General features: G+C 57.6%; 16 protein-coding genes. 5 read left to right on the top strand and 11 right to left on the bottom strand.

The window, feature by feature from the left end:
* Positions 1–10: 10 nt before the first annotated feature.
* From V3W49_RS17970 to V3W49_RS17980, 3 genes are read right to left on the bottom strand one after another with little or no spacing between them, the layout of a single operon-like run.
* Positions 11–1309 carry a cytochrome c gene (locus tag V3W49_RS17970; RefSeq protein ID WP_500147335.1) on the bottom strand — a complete coding sequence of 433 codons (1299 nt, stop codon included), beginning with the start codon at positions 1307–1309 and terminating at the stop codon, positions 11–13.
* On the bottom strand, positions 1306–3567 hold the full coding sequence (locus tag V3W49_RS17975) for a xanthine dehydrogenase family protein molybdopterin-binding subunit (RefSeq protein ID WP_500147336.1): 2262 nt from the start codon (positions 3565–3567) through the stop codon (positions 1306–1308). Before V3W49_RS17975 ends, V3W49_RS17970 begins: the two co-directional genes overlap by 4 nt.
* Positions 3564–4043: a (2Fe-2S)-binding protein gene (locus tag V3W49_RS17980; protein ID WP_500147338.1), complete on the bottom strand. Its 480-nt coding sequence runs from the start codon at positions 4041–4043 to the stop codon at positions 3564–3566. Before V3W49_RS17980 ends, V3W49_RS17975 begins: the two co-directional genes overlap by 4 nt.
* Before the next feature lie 261 nt (positions 4044–4304).
* Here V3W49_RS17980 and V3W49_RS17985 point away from each other — a divergent pair, with 261 nt between their 5' ends.
* Complete coding sequence (locus V3W49_RS17985; protein ID WP_500147340.1) at positions 4305–5324, top strand: XdhC family protein; 1020 nt, start codon at positions 4305–4307, stop codon at positions 5322–5324.
* A gap of 33 nt (positions 5325–5357) precedes the next feature.
* Here V3W49_RS17985 and V3W49_RS17990 read toward each other — a convergent pair whose 3' ends face one another.
* The 6 genes from V3W49_RS17990 to V3W49_RS18015 form a co-directional block, all read right to left on the bottom strand.
* Positions 5358–6953: a methyl-accepting chemotaxis protein gene (locus V3W49_RS17990; RefSeq protein WP_500147341.1), complete on the bottom strand. Its 1596-nt coding sequence runs from the start codon at positions 6951–6953 to the stop codon at positions 5358–5360.
* A 254-nt stretch (positions 6954–7207) separates the two neighbouring features.
* The gene (locus tag V3W49_RS17995) at positions 7208–8047 is read right to left on the bottom strand and encodes a DeoR/GlpR family DNA-binding transcription regulator (protein WP_500147342.1); all 840 of its coding nucleotides are present in this window, start codon (positions 8045–8047) and stop codon (positions 7208–7210) included.
* 76 nt (positions 8048–8123) lie between these two features.
* On the bottom strand, positions 8124–9077 hold the full coding sequence (locus V3W49_RS18000; protein WP_500147343.1) for a D-ribose ABC transporter substrate-binding protein: 954 nt from the start codon (positions 9075–9077) through the stop codon (positions 8124–8126).
* A gap of 39 nt (positions 9078–9116) precedes the next feature.
* Positions 9117–10178, bottom strand: coding sequence for an ABC transporter permease (locus tag V3W49_RS18005; protein WP_500147344.1), 1062 nt, complete (start codon positions 10176–10178; stop codon positions 9117–9119).
* A 22-nt stretch (positions 10179–10200) separates the two neighbouring features.
* On the bottom strand, positions 10201–11739 hold the full coding sequence (locus V3W49_RS18010; protein WP_500147354.1) for a sugar ABC transporter ATP-binding protein: 1539 nt from the start codon (positions 11737–11739) through the stop codon (positions 10201–10203).
* On the bottom strand, positions 11739–12389 hold the full coding sequence (locus tag V3W49_RS18015) for a DUF2291 domain-containing protein (RefSeq protein WP_500147345.1): 651 nt from the start codon (positions 12387–12389) through the stop codon (positions 11739–11741). Before V3W49_RS18015 ends, V3W49_RS18010 begins: the two co-directional genes overlap by 1 nt.
* Before the next feature lie 562 nt (positions 12390–12951).
* Between V3W49_RS18015 and V3W49_RS18020 the strand changes: the two genes are divergently transcribed.
* The 4 genes from V3W49_RS18020 to V3W49_RS18035 are packed head-to-tail and all read left to right on the top strand — an operon-like array spanning position 12952 to position 17945.
* Entirely contained in the window at positions 12952–14517 is a 1566-nt protein-coding gene (locus V3W49_RS18020) for an FGGY-family carbohydrate kinase (RefSeq protein WP_500147346.1), read from the top strand.
* A 5-nt stretch (positions 14518–14522) separates the two neighbouring features.
* Positions 14523–16049, top strand: coding sequence for a glycerol-3-phosphate dehydrogenase (locus V3W49_RS18025; RefSeq protein ID WP_500147347.1), 1527 nt, complete (start codon positions 14523–14525; stop codon positions 16047–16049).
* A 9-nt stretch (positions 16050–16058) separates the two neighbouring features.
* The gene (locus V3W49_RS18030; RefSeq protein ID WP_500147348.1) at positions 16059–16988 is read left to right on the top strand and encodes a sugar phosphate isomerase/epimerase family protein; all 930 of its coding nucleotides are present in this window, start codon (positions 16059–16061) and stop codon (positions 16986–16988) included.
* A gap of 15 nt (positions 16989–17003) precedes the next feature.
* On the top strand, positions 17004–17945 hold the full coding sequence (locus V3W49_RS18035; RefSeq protein WP_500147349.1) for a sugar-binding transcriptional regulator: 942 nt from the start codon (positions 17004–17006) through the stop codon (positions 17943–17945).
* 330 nt (positions 17946–18275) lie between these two features.
* Here V3W49_RS18035 and V3W49_RS18040 read toward each other — a convergent pair whose 3' ends face one another.
* Positions 18276–19610, bottom strand: a complete 1335-nt coding sequence (locus V3W49_RS18040; protein ID WP_500147350.1) for a gluconate:H+ symporter — start codon at positions 19608–19610, stop codon at positions 18276–18278.
* Between the two features lie 69 nt (positions 19611–19679).
* Positions 19680–20750, bottom strand: coding sequence for a mannonate dehydratase (gene uxuA / locus V3W49_RS18045; RefSeq protein WP_500147351.1), 1071 nt, complete (start codon positions 20748–20750; stop codon positions 19680–19682).
* Between the last annotated feature and the right edge of the window lie 545 nt (positions 20751–21295).

The raw sequence follows: 21295 nt of genomic DNA on the forward strand, positions 1-21295 counted from the left end.
ACTCCTGTGGTTAATGGCGTTCCGCCCGTATTGCCCGAACCCGCTGTTCCAGCTCCGGCCATGCCGGCTGACCCGCCACCTGCTGGCGAATGTAGTTTAACAATTCCGCAATCTGGCGATCGTTCATATTGTGGCGGAATCCCGGCATGGTGCCCAGTCCGTCGCTGGCCGGTTCGGCCACACCGTCGAGCACCGCGCGAATCGCGTTATCCGGCGTCGCCAGATGGAACTGAGTCGCCTGCTGCAAAGAGGGGCGTACACCGTGCATATCGGCGCCCCGCGACTGAGCGTGACAGGCCATGCAGGCGCCGCTATACAGGCGTGCACCTTCGCTGTCTACGGCGCGCAGTGCCGCGCTTTCTACCGCCCCGTTCGCGGGCAGTGGACGATCGGCGCGATCCCCCTGTAGACCGGCAATATAGGTCGCGATAGCTCGCAAATCGCTGTCCGCCAGCGCTGAAGTGCCTTCTTTAATAACTGGCGCCATCGGCCCGGCTGTCGCGCCGTGACGCGTAGAGTAACCGGTTTTCAGGAACTGATAGAGATCTTCTTCATGCCAGCGCAAAGGCGCCGGGCTTTGAGCGTTCAGAGCCGGAGCGACCCAGCCGTCTACCACGCCACCGCCAAGGTGTGACTCGCCGCCCTTTTCGGCAAACAGCAGATTACGGGGCGAATGGCAGGCGCTACAGTGGCCCAGCCCTTCGACCAGATAGCGTCCCCGCTCCCAGCGTTGCGCATCCACGCCGTGCGGCGCCCGCGCGGCCGGTAGCGGCCCTTTGTCCAGAAATAGCTGGTTCCACAGACCGATCCCGCGTCGGATATTGAAAGGGAAGCCCAGATCGGTTTCCGGCGCCGGCTGATGCACCGCAGGGCGGGTCATCAGCCAGGCGTAGAGCGCTTTCAGATCGTCATCGCTGACATGGGTGTAAGCGGTATAAGGAAATGCCGGATAAAGATGATTCCCTTCCCGATCGATCCCTTCGCGCATCGCCCGACGGAAAGCCTCGAACGACCAGCGGCCAATGCCATATTGCGGATCGGGGGTAATATTGGTGCTATAGATGGCGCCCATCGGTGAATTCAGCGCCAGGCCGCCAGCGTCGCGTTCCCCACCGGGACGGGTATGGCACACTGCGCAATCTCCCGCCTGGTAAAGCTGCTGCCCCCGGGCTATCTCATCATGGCTAAAGCTTCCGGCCTGTGGGGGCGCCACAGGGTCAATGGATGAATGGGATGTCAGTATCATTCCCGCCGCTGCGGCAATCACGACAACGCCCACAATGCCCGCGCTCCACTTCTTCATGCTCATTGTGCTTCCTCCCGCTTCTCACTCAGCGCCGCCAGTACCCGTTTCGGCGTAAAGGGCACCTCCGTCAGCCGGATACCGGCTGCGTCGAAAATCGCATTGGCAATCGCCGCCGCGCTGGGCACCGATGCTGATTCCCCGGCGCCCATCGGCGGCTGGTCCGGATTTTCCATCAGCAAAACATCCACCTCGGGAAGCTCATCGAAGCGCAGAATAGGATAACCGCCCCAGTCGGCGGAAGTGACGCCGCCGCTGTTAAAGGAGACAAACTCCTTCAGCGCCCGGCTGGTGGACTGAATAACGTTACCGTGCACCTGATGGCGCACTCCGGCCGGATTCACCATCATGCCGCAATCGTGGGCCACAAAAACCCGATCGACCGTCACCTGTCCGGTTTGGGTATCGACGCTGACATCGCAGATCCAGCTGGCCCAGGCGGCGCCGAATCCCGGAAATTTACTGTGAAAGTAGCGCGCATAAGCAAAGCCACGCCCCTTAAGTATCCGCTGATCGCGGCGGCGATGCTGAAACGCCGGGCCATCCTGCCATCCAGCCCGTTGCTTTAAGGCGTCGATCATAGCGATAGCCCGGGGATCTTTCAGATAGCGCAGGCGATAAGCGATAGGATCGGCCCCCGCCATCCAGGCTACTTCATCAATCCAGGACTCATGGGCAAAAACGTTAGGCAACGCCGATACCCCGCGCAGCCAGGAGGAGCGCACCACCGGGGCGGCATCCTCACAGACCACATCCATCTTCGGATACTGATACTGCGGAATAGCGGTACGATCGCCCATTTGCAGAACCACCGGTTCATTAGCCACCGCGCCGGTCAGCAGCAGCGCCAGCGTCGTCGAACCGTTCGAGGGATAGCAGGTCTGCATGCGGTAGACGTTCACTTCGTGATGCTGTGTCAGCCCGCCCTGCAGGCGAATCAACTGGCCGGTGCCCTTCGGCTCCCAACCCGTCTCCTGTTCGCGCATCAACTGCACGCGTACCGGTTTCCCCACGGCCTGCGCCAGCAGCGCCGCATCAGCGGTCACGTCGTCGGCGCAGTTACGCCCATAACAGCCGGAAGCCTCATGGCGATGAATCACAATCTGTGACTCATCCATCTTCATCAGGATCGCCAGTTCTTTGCGCAGATCGTGAGGCGCCTGGCTGCCCGACCAGAGTTCAAGGCGCTGCGGATCGGTAAAGTGAGCCACCGCGCAGGAAGGGCCAATGGAGGCGTGCGCATGAAACGGCCAGACATAATCGCGGCAGAGCCGCACCGGCGCCTGATTCCAGGCTTCGTCCGCCCCCTCATCTTTTCGCAACTGGCGGGGTGTTTTCGGCAAATCGGAGAGCGTCTGGTGCAACCCTTTACGTGACAGATCCGGCAGCCCCGACCAGGATTTCCACTCCACCTTCAGGGCATACATAGCGGCAATGGCCTGCTCTTCTCTTTGCGCCACTATGCCGATAAAGTCGCCAGCCACCACCAGCTTCACGATCCCGTCAATATGGGCGATGGACTCTTTATCCACCGATACCAGCGAATGGCCCAGGGGCGCACTGCTGTCCGCGCCGACATAAGGCGGCCTGACAACCCGGCCATGCAACATACCCGGCAGCCGCACGTCGTGTACAAAAGCCTTTGCGCCGCTGACCTTACCTGGAATATCGACTCGCGGCACAGGCTGGCCGATATAGCGACGCTCCCGGGTTAGCGAGATATCCGTATCCAGCGGCAGCACCAGCGACTGCCCCTGAACGATTTCGCCATAGCTGATACCCCTGTCTGCCTGCCCTGTGGGATAAAGTCGGCCCTCTTTCGCCACCATATTCTGTACGGGAACGCCGAAACGTTCGGCGCCCAACCGGAGCAGAAGCGCCCTCAATTGAGCCGCCGCCTGACGTAGCGGTATCGCGGCGACCTGGATGGTGGCACTGGCGATGGTCGGCCCCTGATCGGGCGTTTTATCGGTATCTCCCAACACCATCGTCACGCTGTCAAATACCACCGACAGCTCGTCCGCTACCAGCTGCGCCAGCGCGGTACGAATACCGGTGCCAAGGTCGACATGGCCGCTAAAGGCGGTAATACTGCCATCAGGCGCGATGGCGATAAAGCTGCTGAGCCTGTCGAGCGGCTTATCGAAATCGGCGTCTTTCCCCTTTTCCACCGCGGCGAGCAGCGGTGCCGGAATTGCTGAGCAGACCATCAAAATCCCGCCCATTTTCAGCATCTGCCTGCGGGTTATGCCCATTTGATTCATACCGCACCTCCTTCCCGGGCGATGATGGCTTTCGCCCGCTCCGCAGCCTGGAGAATCTCCATATGGGTACCACAGCGGCACAGATTAAACGCCAGCGCGTTTTTTATTTCAGCACGGCTCGCATTCGGTTTTTCCCTGAATAACCCGACCAGCGTCATTATCATCCCGTTGGCGCAGTAGCCGCACTGCGCAGCCTGCTCATCGATAAATGCCTGCTGTACCGGGTGCAGATGCGCTTCGTCCGGCGCCAGCCCCTCCAGAGTGGTAATAGTGCAGCCTTCCAGCGTGGAAACCGGAAGCTGGCAGGCCCGGGCGGGTTTGCCGTCCACCAGTACGGTACAGGCGCCGCACTCGCCCAGCCCGCAGCCAAACTTTGCGCCGTTGAGCGCCAGATCGTTACGCAACACATAAAGGAGCGGCGTTGAACGCTCAACGCCCTCCAGAAGATAATATTTACCGTTTACCTGAAGTTTCATCCAACTCACCTTGCCCGTCTTCCATTTACGCAATTAACAGTGATGACACTGTAAAATATCAGTCGCTGGATTCATCCCATGAGAACAAGAATCCCGCCATCACGCCATTTTATCAGTTATACAAATGTTGCAAATAATACACAATTGTTATTAATATTTTTAACTAAAAGTGTGTACACTTCTTTTTTGCACACCGACACGCAAATATGCATTTTTGCCTCGTCCTGACGCCGAAAACAGGCGTAGCATGGACAAACTGGCATGGACGACTTCTCGGGTAACGACACCATGACGCATCCCATCGATATCGACATACTCAATCACGCTATCCGCTGGCTAAAGCAGGGCCAGCCCATCTGGCTTTGCACGGTGATCGCCACCTGGGGATCCGCACCGCGCTCCCCGGGCGCTATGATGGCGGTTAATGAACGCGGGGAGTCGATAGGTTCACTGTCCGGCGGCTGTATCGAACAGAGCTTTCTGGCAGGGCTAAACGACCCGCGCATGAAGCGCCCCTCTCAGCTCATTCGCTATGGCCAGGGCGGCCTGGAGCCCGACGTTAAATTGCCCTGCAACGGCAGTCTGAGCGTTCTGGTAGAGTATCTGCCCGCAGACGATCAAAGCCTGCAGGACTGCCAGCGTTTGCTGCTTACCGCCAGCGGCCAGGACAATCAGGTTAAACAGGTTATTCCCGGCGAGCGAAGCTGGCTGTGCCCTGCCAGCGGTGATGAACCCGCAGGTGTCGCCCGGCATGAAGACGGCGCCATCAGCATCAGCCTGCGTCCCCCGCTACAGCTGATCGTCTGCGGTTTGTCGCCGGTCGCTTTCTACTGTATTGATTTTGCACGGGCGGTAGGGATGGCGATTACGGTATGCGAACACCGGGAAGACGCGCTGCAAAATTTCGCATCGCGTTATCCCGACGCTGTGCAGCAGAACATCGCGCTGCATCAGGAATTCCCGGCGGCGTGGCTGGAACGCCATCCGCCCGGCGCCAACAGCGCCCTGCTGTCGCTGACCCACGATCCACGCATCGACGACCTGGCGATGATGGAAGCAGTACAGGGCGAAAGCTTCTATATCGGCGTTATGGGATCGAATCGCAACAGCCAGCAACGCAGAAAGCGCCTGCGCGAAACCGGCGGGCTGAACGACGCGCAACTTGCCCGCATTCACGCACCGGTAGGGCTGGATATCGGCAGCAAAACGCCGGCAGAAATCGCCATTGCTATCGTGGCCGACATTATCGCCAGCCGAAATAACAAGCGCCCCCACGAATAGCTGGGGCGCTGGGTTCCAGTACTCAGCGTTCGATCAGTGCAGATTTCCTTTGAGGCCGCTATCACCGGCCAGCCGGAACTGCTTCATCGATTCCACCAGTTCCAGGGCTTTATCCTTCATATTATTCGAGGTTGCGGCGATCTCCTCTACCATGGCGGCATTTTGCTGGGTAGCCGCATCCATTTGCGTGACTGCCACGCCAATCTGATGTACGCCGGCCGACTGTTCCTGGCTGGCGATACTGATTTTGTCGATAAGCGCAGTCACATTCTGCACCTCTTCAATCAGCTGCTGCATCAGCATCTCCGCCTTTGAGACCAGATCTGTGCCTTTTTTAACCCGTAGCACGTTACTGTCGATAAGATTTCTGATCTGCCGCGACGCGTCGGCGGAACTCTGCGCCAGACTGCGAACTTCGCCGGCCACTACGGCGAATCCCCGGCCATACTCACCGGCGCGCGCAGCCTCAACGGCAGCGTTCAGCGACAGCAAATTGGTCTGAGAGGCGATGTTATCGATCATGGTAGTGATGTTGGCAATCTGCCGTGAACTGCTATCCAGGTCATCCATTGTTTCCGTTACCTCCTGCATAATTTCCCCGCCGTTACGGGCCACGGAGGCTGCGAGATGGGCGGCTTTGACGGCCTGAGAAGCGCTCTGTGCGTTTAGCTGTACGGTTACGGTGAGCTCCTCCATCGCCGCCGCCGTCTGCCCCAGCGCCCCCACCTGCTCCTGAGTACGATCCGAAAAGTGATTGTTACCCTGCGCAATCTGGGTTGATGCGACGGCAACGGCATGGGCGCTCTGATTCACGTTACCGACAATACTTTCCAGGTTGTCCTGCATCGTTTTCAGTCGGGCGATCAAACTGTCGTCGCGGCTGTTTTCCGGCAACCGGACAGGCACGGAAAGATCGCCTCTGGCGACGCGCTGCGCTACCTCAACGGCTTGCGAAGGTTCCACACCTAATACCCGCAGAATACTGCGCGAGATAACGTAGCTGAGGCTAATACCAATAATTAACGCCGATACGATCAAAACAATAATAATCGTCTTTCTCAGTTCAAGCTCAGACTTTCCATTTTCATAGGCAAGCCGCGTCTCTTCCAGTTGGAGGTCGATAAGCTGAGTTAATACTTCCTGAAGGGGATCTATCGCCGGATAAAGTTCCTGTTCCACAAATAAAGAAAGCCCCGAACGATCTTGCTCTGCTAATAATTTTTGCAAATGCTGTGCCGCTGCTACTGCCTGATTATCAACGGCATCAAATGACATGATAAGCTTTTTCTCTTTATCGGTCAGCCTCGTTGCGGCATAGGCTCTCCAGTTCTCCTCAATAATCTTTTTGGCCTCATTGACAAGCTCCAGCCCCTGTTCAGGAGTGAGTATATGATCCCGGACTTTATGGGCCGCATCCACGATATGCACCGCATAGGCATCTGAAACCAGCTTTATTCTCTGAAGCGGTACGACGCGATCGCTGTACACCGAATCCAGACGCTGGTGGCTTTGAAAATTGCCATTTAGCCCAAGCCCCCCAACGGCAAGCGTACACAAGCATAGCATCGTCGATAAGACAGCAATTTTTGTCGCTATCTTCATTGGATGTTTCCGGTTTTTTACTTCCATAATCGACTCCCTGGCTATTTACACCCTAATGAATACGGCAATGACTCACGCATTTAATGGCAGAGTGAAATATATTTCACAAGGAAATATATAAACACAGCATTGTAAAACAACTCAAAACTCAGGAAATAAAAAGCAAACACTCAGGAACAAAAATAAACAAGCGACAGGCGGGAGGCAAAAAAATAATAAGTAGATATGGACTAAAATAACAATTTTTAAACAGGGCTAACGCCCTGTTTCTGATATATAGACTAGCGCAGCGGCGCCACCTCCACCTTGACCCCCTCTTCCTGCATACGGTGCAATACCGAAATATTAATGCCCTGATTGACAATAACTGTGTCAAACTCCGTCAGACTGGCGAAGCTGTACAGCGCCCGACGCTCAAATTTGGTATGGTCGGCCAGCAGTATCCGGCGTTCAGCGGCATCGAACATGGCGCGCTTGGTCTCTACCGTCTCTGCCGATTGATGGAAAACCTGGCCTTCCATAATGGCCGACATACTGACGAAAAAGCAGTCGGCCCGCAGTCCGGCAATGGCGCTGCGCGTCATCCGCCCCATAAAAGCGTTGCACCAGTTATGGTACTGCCCTCCCAGTCCCAACAGCGTAATATCCCGGGCGTCCTTCAGTGAATTCATCAGGGTAAGCGAATTGGTGATAACGGTCAGGGGCGCCTTCGCTGGCAGATAACGCGCCAGTTGAAGCACCGTGGTGGAATCGTCAAGAAACAGCGACTGGCCAGGCTCTATCCAGGCCGCTGCGCAACTTGCAATAGCCTGCTTTTCAGCCTGCTGGCGGGTGGCGCGATACAGGTCGCTGGACTCTACCAGGCTGGTGGGCGCGGCCGACACCACGCCGCGCGTCTTGTGCAGCAAACCGCGCTCCACCAGATCGTCAATATCGCGATGAGCGGTCATCAGGCTAATGCCGAAGCGCCCGGTCAGATCTTCTATCCGCACCGCCCCCTCTGTTATCACCGCTTCAACCATTAACTGACGCCGGGCCAGCTGTCGGGCCTGACGGCTGTCGCCCGGAAGCCGTTGCGACATAAAACATTCCAGAGAGTTATCCTGTACGGGTTGGGTCATTATCTTATCCGTAAAGACGCCCCGCCAGCATGATGGCTGGCAGGGCGAATGCCTGTTGATAGCCTGATTATCGCCACTATTCCGACATAACGAAGGCAGACTTGTATTTATCGACATTCTCTTTGGTGATGAGCACGCAGTCAAAAAGTTGTTTCTCACGATCGACTCCGGTCTTCCCGGTTTTCAGGAAGTTATCCGCCTGCTCTATGGCTTTTTTGGTAAAAACCGCGACCGGCTGCATCACGGTATAGGCCAGGGTGCCCGCTTTTACTGCCTCAACGGCGTCCGGCGTGCCGTCGAAGCCGCCCACTACCACGTTTTTCAGCTTACCGGCTTCTTTCAGCGCCGCGATCGCGCCTAACGCCATCTCGTCATTGCCGCTGATGACCCCTTTGATATCGGGGTTGGCCTGAAGCAGTGACTGCATCTTGTTATAGCCCTGGGTACGATCCCAGTTCGCCACTTCCTGGCCCACCTTCTTCAGTTCCGGATACTGGGAAAGCACCGTTTCGAAGCCGTTAGCGCGGGTCGCGGCATTGTTATCGGATGGTGCTCCGAACAGTTCGACATACTTACCGGAATCTCCCGCTGCCTTGACCCACTGCATGGCGCCTAATGCTGCCCCCTGAGCGTTATTGGAAACCAGTTGCGCCTTCGCCAGGCCGCTCTGGTTCAGCTCGGCATTGATAATAAACACCGGCACACCGGCGGCCACCGCCTTCTTCACCGAGCCTATGGAACCGTCAGCGTTCGCGGGATCCAGAATAATGGCTTTGGATTTATTGGTTATCGCCGTATCAATCAGGCGACTTTCGGCATTGGTATCCCCTTTATGAGCGCCGACGGTGGCGCTATAGCCCAACTTCTGGGCCGTCTCTTTCGCCACCTGGCCTTCGGTGTACCAGTATGGGTTAGAGGGATCGTTCACAATAACGGTCATCAACCCCTTTTCCGCCGCCTGACTGACGGGAGAAAAAGCGGTTGCCATCGCGGTCGCCGCGATTAATAACAGGCGTTTGTAATTCAGCATGACCAGGTTCTCCATCTGTAGGGTTCTGTTGTTATAGGACTACTTACTGCGCCGACCGTACTGTAACGTGTTGAGCAACACCGCCAGTACGATCACCGCGCCGGTAAAGACGGTCTGCCAGTAGGCGGAAACACCGATAATGACCAGCCCGTCTGACAGGAAGCCAATCACCAGCGCCCCCAGTAGCGTACCGCGCACGTTACCGCGCCCACCGGTCAGTGCCGCGCCGCCAATGACAACGGCGGCGATGGCCGTCAGTTCATAAGTGGTTCCGGCGGTGGGGCCGGCGGAGGTTAACTGGGAAGAGAGCACCAGCCCGGCCAGCGCCGCGCAGATGCCAGACAGGACATACACCGTCACCTTGACCCTTTTTACCGGTACACCGGAGAGATCGGCAGCCCGCTCGTTGCCGCCGGATGCGTAGAGCCAGCGGCCAAAAGCGGTGCGCGACAGCAGGAAACCGCAGGCCAGGGCGACGGCGATTAGCACCAGCACGCCCACGGGGATATTGAATAGCCGGTTGAATCCCAGCCACTCGAAACCGGTATTGCCCAGTGCCGGACTACCGGAAAGTTTGTTATAGGTCAGACCGTTAGTCATCAGCAGCGCCACGCCACGCGCCACGTACAGGGTACCCAGGGTGGCGACGAAGGCAGGCACCCGAAAAATAGCAATCAGTACCCCGTTCACCAACCCCACCAGCGCCCCCATCGCCAGGGTCAGGATAGCCACAGCCCATACCGGCAGGTAGAGCACCACCCCCAGTGCCTCCAGATTGACGCCCTGCATCAGGAAACCGGCGAACACTCCGGCCAGCCCCAGGGTCGACCCTACCGACAGATCGATGCCGCCGTTCAGGATCACCAGCAGCATTCCGATGGCCGGCAGTCCGAAGATCGCCACGTGCGAGGCCATAGTCAAAAAGTTGGCGCCGGTAAAATAGTTTGGCGACAGAAAAGAGAAAGTGGCGATAATCACCAACAGCGCAAAGAAGGCGCGCCCTTCCAGCAGAATATGCGAAAGGCTGAACCGCCGCTGGCCGCTGTCGCGCTTCACCGCCGGGGGCCGGGTCGCGGCCAGGACTTGCGTTCTGTCATTCATGGTTTCAGCTCCGTTACGGGATTCAGGCGGCCACGGACTCGCCAGAGGCCGCCATAATGCGTTCTTTGGAAACAGAGGAATCAAAGACGGCGCTGATGCGCCCTTTGCTCATTACGATAATCCGGTGCGCCACGCTCAGACATTCACCCACCTCCGACGTGGAGTAGACCACCGCCAGCCCCTTACGGGCGTTTTCCGCCAGCAGCCGGAAAACCTCAGCCTTGGCGCCGATATCAATCCCGCGGCTCGGCTCATCCAGCAGTATCACTTTCGGGCGGGTCGCCAGAATTTTGCCTATCACCACCTTCTGCTGGTTACCGCCGGAAAGTGAACCAATGGCCGCTGCGCCACCTTCGGTCTTCACCGTCACATTGCGAATGGAATCATTCACCAGCTGCCTTTCCCGGCCCGGCGACAAAATCAGACGCCGAACGAACTCGCCAATGCTGGCCAGCGACAGGTTTTCGCCCACCGACATCGTCTGCACCAGCCCATCGCGCTGCCGATCTTCCGGCACCAGCGCCAGCCCGCTCTCAATACGTCTGGCGATACTGTAGTCCGAAACATCTTCGCCCAGCAGTTGCACGCGCCCACGCCCTGCCCGCAATTTTCCGGCAATGCACTCCATCAGTTCAGTACGCCCGGCCCCCATCAGGCCGTAGATACAGACGATCTCCCCGGCCCGAACCGCCAGCGATAAATCCTCCACCGCCATATGCCCGCCGGGGCCGGGTACGCTGAGCGACTCCACGTTCAGGGCCACCTCACCGAAGGAATAACCTTCGGGCGGTGCCCCAAGATCGAAATGCTCTCCCACCATATGGCGCACAATCCACTGTAGATCGATCTCGTCGCGGCTGGCAGAAGCGGTCATAGCTCCGTCTCGCAGCACCACTGCCCGGTCGGTAATTTCGAGCGCCTCTTCCAGATGATGAGAGATATAGACAATGGCGACGCCGCGACTGGTCAGGTCGTGGATAATTTTAAACAGCACCTCGACTTCAGCGGCGCTAAGGGCCGAAGTGGGTTCATCCATAATCAGGATCCGGGCGTTTACCGACAGCGCCCGGGCGATCTCCACGATCTGCTGCTGACCAAGCCGCAGCTCCTCCACCGGCGTCAGTGGGTCGATCTCCTCTTCCAGCTCCGCCATCAGCTGGCGGGTCAGGCGCTCTTCCTCAGCGAAATCGACTCCGGCGGCCCCCATAATTTCCCGACCGACAAAGATGTTGTCACGCACGTTCATATTGGGCGCCAGGTTCAGCTCCTGGTGGATAATTGAGATGCCATGTTCCCGCGCCTGAGCGCTGGACGAAAAGGTTACCGGCTGGCCATCCAGCAGAATTTCACCGGAGCTGGGGGTTATCACGCCAGAAAGCACCTTCATTAGCGTCGATTTACCGGCACCGTTTTCACCAAATAGCGTGGTGACCTGGCCACGGCGAATCTCAAAATTGACGCCCTTAAGCGCGTGGGTCGAGCCGTAAATTTTGCTGATATCCCGGGCGGCCAGTACCACATCGTCCCGAAAGTTATCGGATGACGTTAAGCTTGCCTGCATCATTGGATCTCCATCCTTACCGGCGTCACCAGCCAGTTATCAGGATTAAGCAGCCGGAAAACGCCGGTCACCTTAACGGTTTTGCCGCTCAGGGCTTCGCCATCCACCTTATCCAGCACCGCCTGTTTCATGGCCTGATTAAGGGCCGAACCGGCGTTTTGATACTCAATCTGGTTCTTAAAGTCGCCGAACTGGATCTCGCCAGTGGCATCGCGCAAATCAGTGCCGGTCACCACCGGGCCGGTCTGTAACCAAAGCTGAAACGAAGCCGGCATTCCGCTGACCTGCACGGGATAAATGCCTTTCTTGCCTGCGCCCACCACGCCGCTAAAGGTCACCGGAAAGACCGCCATCGGCGCGCCGACACCGTATTTTTCGGTCGCCTGCTGGCTGTCGGCCTTTAGGGCGTCAAACAGCGTTTTCGCCTCAACGGCGCGCTGTTCCACGCTGTGCTGAATTTTAGGGAAAGTCTCAGCGCCATACTTTTCAGGCGAGAATCCCTGTTCCTGAATATCTTGCGCCGATCCGTGCCTGACCACTTTGGTGTCCATCGCAATGCCGAACAGCACAATCAGCGCGGCGGCGCAGGCGATCGCCGCTCCTTTATGACGCCGGATGCCGGATGGCGTAAATGAAGATGCATGACTCATGTTATCGACCTCGATTACGTCGCAAACCGCTCCCTTGCGAATGGCGCATGATTCATATCTGAATCACAAGGATGTTATAAATGTGATAATGCATGTGATGAAAATGTTAGAAATATAATAGCCTGTCAACGTGGATGACGGACTTTTTTCCCGGATGGCGATCTGGATCTAACTCTGAAGATCTGGCGTAATTTTCATCACTATTTCCCTTTTTCATCGTACGACAGAGATCGCAAAAAGAACAAAAACATAAAACAACACATTAAAAATCAACAAAATAAAAAAAACAATAAATCCCATAAACGATTAATGCCCGCTGTCTTGTCTGGTGGCGTATCGCTTTTTTCATTGACTAAAATGTGATCTACATCGAATCCTTAAATGAAATTTATTACCAATAAAGAAAAATAATACACCAGTGGTGTTAAGTCAGTGAGATATGGTGTATCCGTTAAATATCATTTTTGTCACACAGAATTAACAGAACAGCGCCAGACCAGATTCGCAATCGGAGGCAACGCCATGCAGCAACCCGCGCGCACCAACCGGAAGGAGAGTAGGCATGGACAACCGTGACATTATTTTGGGCATCGATTCCGGAACCTCAGTCGTTAAGGCCGTGGCCTTCGACCTGGAAGGAGAACAACTGGGCTGTACTTCGGTACGCAACCGCTACTGGCGCCAGCGCGACGGCGCTGCACTGCAGGATATGCGGCAAACCTGGAACGACTGCTGTCAGGCCATACGTCTACTGGGCGACGAGCTGCCCAATCTGGCCCGGCGAGTAGTGGCGGTGGCAGTCACCGGTCAGGGAGACGGCACCTGGCTGGTAGGAAGCGATAACCGACCGGTGGGTGATGCCTGGATCTGGCTGGACGCCCGGGCCGCCGACACCGTCCGCCAGCTCGAACAGCACGAACTGGCCCAGCCCCGCTTTCAGGCCACCGGCACCGGCCTGAACACCTGCCAGCAGGGAGCGCAGCTCGCCTGTATGGATAGCCTCTACCCACAGCTGCTCGACGGCGCCGAAGTCGCCCTGCACTGCAAAGACTGGCTCTATCTGAACCTGACCGGCGTGCGAGCCACCGATCCATCGGAAGCCAGCTTCACCTTCGGCAACTACCGAACCCGGCGCTATGACGACACCGTAATTAGCGCACTGGGGCTTGAAGGGCGGCGTACGCTGCTGCCGGAGATTCTGGACGGCACACAGACCACCCATCCGCTGACGGAAGAAGCGGCCCGCGCCACCGGGCTACGCCCCGGCACCCCTGTCTGCCTGGGGTTTGTCGATATGGTGATGACCGCCCTCGGCGCGGGGGTCGATACCGGCGATGATGACACCGCCTGCTCGGTGATCGGCTCCACCGGCGTACATATGCGCGCCGTCAGCGACCAGCAGGTGCGGCTGAATCCCCAGCGCACCGGCTACGTCATCACTCTCCCATCCCCGGGGCGGGTCACTCAGGTGCAGACCAATATGGCTTCTACCCTGAACCTTGACTGGCTGCTGAATATGGCTCGTTCGCTGGTGGAACAATTCGGCGGCAGAGCCGGGCACGCCGATATGGTGGCGCGGCTGGACGACTGGTTAAGCGCCGCACAACCCGGCGGCCTGATGTACCACCCCTATATCTCCATCGCCGGCGAACGCGGCCCCTTTGTTAATGCCAACGCCAGGGCCAGTTTCATTGGGCTGTGTTACACCCACGGTTTTGCCGATCTGGTGCGCGCGGTGATTGAGGGAATGGCGCTGGCCGCCCGGGACTGCTACCGGGCCATGGGCGGCGACGCGCCCCGGGAACTCCGTCTTTCGGGGGGGGCTATCCGCTCGCCCCAGCTTCGAAGCATCGTCGCCGCCTGTATCGGCGCGCCGGTACGCAACAGCGCCCGGGAAGAGGCGGGAGCTGCCGGTGCCGCCATGATGGCCGCCGTCGCCATTGGCGCTTACCCCACAATGGCGCGCTGCGTCGATACCTGGGTAACGCCGCTGCTGGGTGAGCAGGAGCCGCCCTGCCCCGATCTGATGGCACGCTACAACACCCTGGATATCAGCTACCAGCAAACCCGCGAGCTGCTACCGCCGATCTGGTCGGCGCTACAGCAGCTGGCACAACAACAGGATTAGCACTAATGCAAGAGTCATCGATACTGGATCTGTTGGTCATCGGCGGCGGAATCAACGGCGCGGGCATCGCGCGCGACGCCGCGGGACGCGGCCTGTCTGTCCTGATGTGTGAAAAGGACGATCTGGCCGAAGGCACCTCTTCCCGCTCCGGCAAGCTGGTGCACGGCGGCCTGCGTTACCTGGAATATTATGAATTCCGGCTGGTGCGTGAAGCGCTAATCGAGCGTGAAGTGCTGCTGCGTTCGGCCAGCCATATTATCTGGCCGATGCGTTTCGTCCTGCCCCACAGCCCTACGGATCGCCCGGCGTGGCTGGTGCGGTTGGGGCTGTTTCTTTACGACCATCTGGGGGGCCGTAAAAAACTGCCCGGCACTCGCGCCCTGGATCTGCACCGTGATCCGGAAGGCGAGCCACTGCTCGACCAGTACCGGCGCGGCTTTGAATACTCCGACTGCTGGGTGGATGACGCCCGACTGGTAGCGCTGTGCGCGCTGGACGCCAGCGAGCGCGGCGCCATCATCGCCACCCGTACCGCCTGCGTGGCGGCAGAACGCCGGGACAGCCACTGGGAAGTCACCCTGCTCGATACCTTAAGCGGTGCCCGCCGCCAGATAAAAGCGAAAGCGCTAATTAACGCCGCCGGGCCCTGGGTGCTGGATATCATCCGCGACGTGACACATAGCCACTCTAATCGCCGGGTGCGACTGGTCAAAGGCTCTCATATTATCGTTCCCAAATTCTGGGAAGGTCAGCAGGCTTACCTGGTGCAGAATCCGGACAAGCGAGTCATTTTTATCAATCCCTATGAGGGCGATAAGGCGCTGATCGGCACCACCGATATCCCCTGGGAGGGCAAAGCTGAAGAAGTAACCGCCGATGAGTCGGAGATAGATTATCTGATCAAAGCGGTTAACCGCTACTTTAAGGTTGAACTGCGGCGCGACGACGTACTGGTTCACTTTTCCGGGGTACGCCCGCTATTCGACGACGGTAAAGGCAACCCCTCCGCCGTCACCCGGGACTACGCGTTCGAGCTGGACTCCCGGGATCAGACGCCGCTGCTGCACGTGTTTGGCGGTAAGATAACCACCTTTCGCAAACTGGCGGAACATGCCATGCAGCAACTGGCCCCCTTTTTCCCGACCATGGGGCCGGACTGGACTGCGCGGAGCGTACTGCCCGGTGGCGAGATCGAAAACGGCGACTTCGCCACCTTCCTTGGGCAGGCCAAAAAACGCTGGCCCTGGCTGCCGGCCCCTCTGCGCCGCCACTACGCCCGATGCTACGGCGCCCGCATGGAACAACTGCTGGGCGACGCCCAACGGCTGGAGGATCTCGGCGAATGGTTCGGGAGTTGTCTCTACGCAGCCGAAGCCCGTTATCTGATAGACCATGAGTGGGCCCGTAAGCCCGAAGACGTACTGTGGCGCCGCACCAGGCATCGCCTGCATCTGAATGAGCAGCAGATAACTCGTTTCAACCACTGGTTTGCCGCAATCGCGACGCCATCTCGCCTGCATGCCGCCAGCTAGGGAGACCCTATGCCGCTAACGCTCTCGCTCAATACCAATCCGTTGGTTAACCGCATCGCCAGACCGGAAACGCTGATTGACTGCATCGCCGGAGAGATTCGCCTGCGCGATGTTCAACTCACGCACGAATTTATTAACCCTTGCTGGCCGGCTTCAACCCTTAACGCGCTCATCCGTCGCACCCGGGAACGCCTGGCGCGCACCGGCGTGCGTATCACTTCGGGCATGACTGGCCCCTATGGCCGTCTTAACCACTTCGGCCATCCGGAGCCCTCCGTACGTCGCTACTACATCGACTGGTTTAAAACCTTTGCCGATATTATTGCCGAACTGGGCGGCAGCGCCGTCGGTTCGCAGTTCGCCATCTTTAGCTGGGAGGATTTCAACACCCCGGCGCGGCGCGAAGCCCAAATCGATTGCGCCATAGAGTGCTGGGCCGAGGTAGCGGAACACGCCAAAGCCGCCGGGCTGCGCTATCTGTTCTGGGAACCGATGAGCATTGGTCGGGAGTTCGGCGAAACGATTCCGGCCGCTATCGCCCTTCAGACCCGGCTTAACAATGCGGGCCTGGCGATTCCGATGTGGATGATGGCCGATATCGACCACGGCGACGTTACCTCCACCAGCCCTGACGATTACGACCCCTATGCCTGGGCCTGCGCCGTGCCGCGCTGGTCGCCCATTATCCATATTAAACAGAGTATGATGGATAAAAGCGGGCACCGACCCTTTACCGCCCGCTATAATGCCAACGGTCGCATCCAGCCACAAGCGCTGCTCGATGCGCTGGCCCGCGGCGGCGCCCGGGATAACGAACTTTGTCTTGAGTTGAGCTTTAAAGAGCGTGAACCCGCAGACAGCAACGTCATCGCCGATATCGCCGAAAGCGTCGCTTTCTGGGCTCCCTGGGTGGACACCGGCGCGAACGACCTGAATTAACGCAGAGGAGAAGCAATGAGCACGGAAGAGTCACTGGTCCTGCGTGCCGCCTGGCTGCACTTTGTGGGTGGCCTGACCCAGGCTGAAGTGGCAAAACGTCTGGGACTCCCTTCAGTCAAAACCCACAGAATGATTGCCAGAGCGGTAGCGGAAGGCGCCGTGAAAGTCTCTATCGATGGCGATATCGTGGAGTGTCTCGAACTGGAAAACCAGCTACGTCAGCGCTACGGCCTTACCGAATGCCGTATCGCGCCGGATCTGGGCGAAAGTGGCCTGCCGGAGCGAGCATTGGGCACAATCGGCGCCGAATATCTGAAGTCGCTGCTGTCACGTGGAGAACTGAAAACGCTGGGCCTGGGCCACGGCCGCACGCTGTCAGCTATGGTGCACCAGCTGCCGCGCATGGAAATCCCCGATATTCGCGTGGTGTCGCTGTTGGGCTGCCTGACCCGCAACTATGCGCTGAACCCTCATGACGTCATGCACCGTATCGCCGCCAGAACCGGCGCCATGGCCTATATGATGCCGGTGCCCTTCTTCGCCAATACTGCCGAAGATCGCGAAGTTCTGCTGGCCCAGCGCGGCGTCAGCGAAGTGTTCCGGATGGCGGCGGAAGCGGACTATAAACTGGTGGGCATCGGCACCGTCGAACCGGCGACTCAACTGGTGGAGTCCGGTATGCTGGAAGCGCGCGATATGCTGGCCATCGCCCGGGAGGGCGGCGCCGGCGAGATCCTCGGCCACTTTGTCGACAGGCGCGGTAATATTCTGCACACCACCCTGACCGACCGCACCCTTGCCGTTCCTCTTTCACTACAGCGCAAGGAGCGCATCGTCGCGCTGGCGGGCGGCCCCGAAAAAATTCCCGCTCTGCGGGCGGTGCTTAACAGCGGGCTGCTACACGGGCTGATTACCGATGAAAAAAGCGCCCGGGCGCTGATCGATAACGCAGAATAAAGGGATCGCTCGTTTTGCCATGGCTGATTCCTTACCGTGCGTTCAGAATATTCTGTAACTGCAGGAGGCAGTTTTAACAATATCCTGAACGGAGGCCTTATGGATCAAAGCAAGCATATTCTGGAACTCAACCGCCGGCTCCCGCTGGTTACCTTCGGTATCTGCAGCGCCTCATTCGCTGTCTGCTCGCTGATTTTACTGGTGTTTGGTTAAATCTCCGCCCGGATAACGGGCGGATATTCTTTACCTTCCGGCCAGGCCGGAAGTTTTCCGTAAGCAAAAAGCCCCCTGATGCCATCAGAGGGCAATGTAAACCACGGGCGTACTGACTCAGGAGATAAACAGGCTCAGCAGCAGCACCATCATCAACCCTACCACCGAATTAATCAGCTCCAGCAATCCCCAGGTTTTAAAGGTATCGCGCATCGAAATACCGAAAGTCTCTTTAAACAGCAAGAATCCGCCGTCGTACATCAGGGTTATGGTGTTGCTACCGCAGGCCACCGCCAGACACATCAGCGCCGGATTCAGATCAAAAGCCCCCACCATCGGCGAGACGATCCCGGCGGAGGTAATGGCCGCCACCGCCCCCTGACCAGTCAGAATACGGATGATAGCGGTAATCAGCCAGGCAATGATAAAGGGCGACAGATGCACATGGCTCATTACCGTCACGATATGGTCGCCTACGCCGGAGTCGATAATCACCTGCTTCAGTATTCCGCCAGCGCTAATGACAAACAGCACGTTAGCGATTTTCGCCACCGAATCGCTAACAAAACCGTTAATCTGACCGGCATTCATACCGCGACGAATGCCCAGCAGCCAGATAGCGGCACCGGTGGCCAGCAGCATACTGATTTCAGCGCTACCCATAAATTCAAAGAACTTCGCTACGCCGGATTCCGCCCCCAGCAGCGAGTGGATCAGCGATGATGCGATCATCAGCAGCGCCGGAATCAGCGGAATCGAGATGCTGACGGCAAACGAAGGCAGTTCATGCGCCGGTTTTTCCGGCTGGGGCTTGATCATCGCATTCAGCTTCATATCGCGAATGCCGGGCAGAAACGCCGGCAGCAGAATCCCCGCGCAGAACAGCGCCGGAATAATCACCAGAATGCCGTAAAGGTAAACCTGCACAATATCGGCCTGAAAAGCGCTGACCAGCGCTACCGGGCCGGGCTGCGGCGGAAACAGGCTGTGGCCCATAGTGGCACCCACCACCGTAGGAATAACCAGCTTCATCCAGGGAATATTGGCCTTACTGGCGATATTCAGCACCAGCGGCATGGCTATCAGAAACGCCACTTCGTAAAACATGGCGATACCGAAGATAACGCCAATGAACATCAGACCGACAGCCAGAAAGCGGGTGCCGCAATGTCGAATTACCGTATCGGCAATCTGCTGGCTGGCGCCTGACTCCGTCATAAACTTACCGATAATCGCGCCGAAAATAATAATCAGCGCCAGGTGCCCCATAATACCGCCCAGCCCCTGCTGAACCATGGAGACGATTTTATCGAAAGGCACCCCTTCCATTATTGCCACAAACAAGCCGGCGATGAGTAACGCGAAGATATTATGAACCTTGTATTTCACATTCATAATAACCAACAGCGCAATACCGACCAGAACCCAAAGCAAAGCCAGAGCTGGAGACATACTATCCTCCGACAGAACTATTATTATGATCAGACGCCGGGGAACCCCGGCGTGAATGAAGGGAGACTATCAGGACTTCTGGTTTTCCAGCGCTTCCCACAGCCCCAGCAGATAGGTAGCGCCAAGCGCGCGATCGTAAAGGCCATAGCCCGGGCGCCCGGTTTCACCCCAGATAAAGCGGCCATGGTCAGGACGAATATAGCCATCAAAACCGTTATCGTGCAGCGCCTGCATAACCCGATACATATCCAGCGAGCCATAACGGGTAGGATGAGCCGATTCGTAAAAATCTTTATCCTTAATGATCTTAATATTCCGCACGTGGGCGAAATGAATGCGCCCACGGCGGCTGAATTCGGCAAGAATTTCGCAAACGTTATTCTGCGGTTCCTCGGCAATAGAACCGGTACACAGCGTAATGCCATTAGCCGGAGAGTCGACGGCATTACACAGCCAGTCGAGATCGTCGCGGTTTTTAATGATCCGCGGCAGACCGAAAATAGAGTACGGCGGATCGTCGGGATGAATCGCCATTTTCACGCCGACCTCTTCACAAACCGGCACCACCCGCTCCAGGAAGTAGACCAGGTTTTCGCGCAGCTTGTCATCATCTACATCTTTATAGCTGTCGAATAACGCCTGAACCTGCGCCAGACGCTCCGGTTCCCAGCCTGGCAGCGCAAAGCCGTTGGAGTTGCCCAGCACTTCGGCCACCACCTGCTCCAGCGTCTTGTCAATGCCCGCTTTTTCGAAGGCCATAGTCAGGGAGCCGTCTTCCAGGCGGTAATTCATATCGGTCTTCATCCAGTCGAATACCGGCATAAAGTTGTAGCAAATCACCTTAACGCCGAACTCCGCCAGATTGCGGATGGTCTGCTGGTAATTGGCGATATAGCGATCGCGCTCCGGCAGGCCAATCTTGATAGCGTCATGAATATTAACGCTTTCAATAACCTCCATGGCCAGACCGGCATTGTGGGCCTGAGCCACCAGCGCCTGAATCTTCTCTTTTGGCCAGACTTCGCCAACGGGAACGTCGTACAACGCTCCGACAACACCTTCCACTCCCGGCACCTGGCGGATCTGCTCCAGGGTCACTTTATCTTCATCTGGCCCGAACCAGCGCATTGTCATTTGCATGATTATTTTTGTCCTTACCGCTCACTCTTGGAAATTAACTACCATACTAGTTAGATCATAGCATACCGGGAGTACCTACCTGCTTTTGTTGATCGACTTCACAAAATCAGGCGATGTTGTAGATTTATGGCGCAAGGGCATAACAAGCGGAATCGCAAATGAACGTGAAGCTTTTGGAGGCGATGGCTGGCAGAAGATGATGATACGGCGGGTAGGGAAACCCTCTCTTGCTTCAGGGAGAGGGCCGGGGTGAGGGTGACAGACAGCTCCGGCGCCCGGTTTCAGAACAGAAGCGGCAGAATATGATGATGCGGCGGACTGGGGGCCCCTCTCCCTTCCAGGGAGAGGGCCGGGGTGAGGGTGACAGGCAGCTTCGGCGCCCTGTTTCAGAACAAAAGCGGCAGAATATGACGATGCGGTGGCTGTTCCGTTCACTTTGCGTGATTGCTTCTCTGTCAATCCACTGCGGGTGAACGGGCCAGGGGGGCTCAGTCGCCGCCTCCCTGGCGACCCGGGCTCCCCGGCGGTAAAAAACGCCGCTGACG

Origin of the sequence: Rosenbergiella sp. YN46, from assembly GCF_036620675.1 — a bacterium.
Taxonomy (GTDB): domain Bacteria; phylum Pseudomonadota; class Gammaproteobacteria; order Enterobacterales; family Enterobacteriaceae; genus Jejubacter.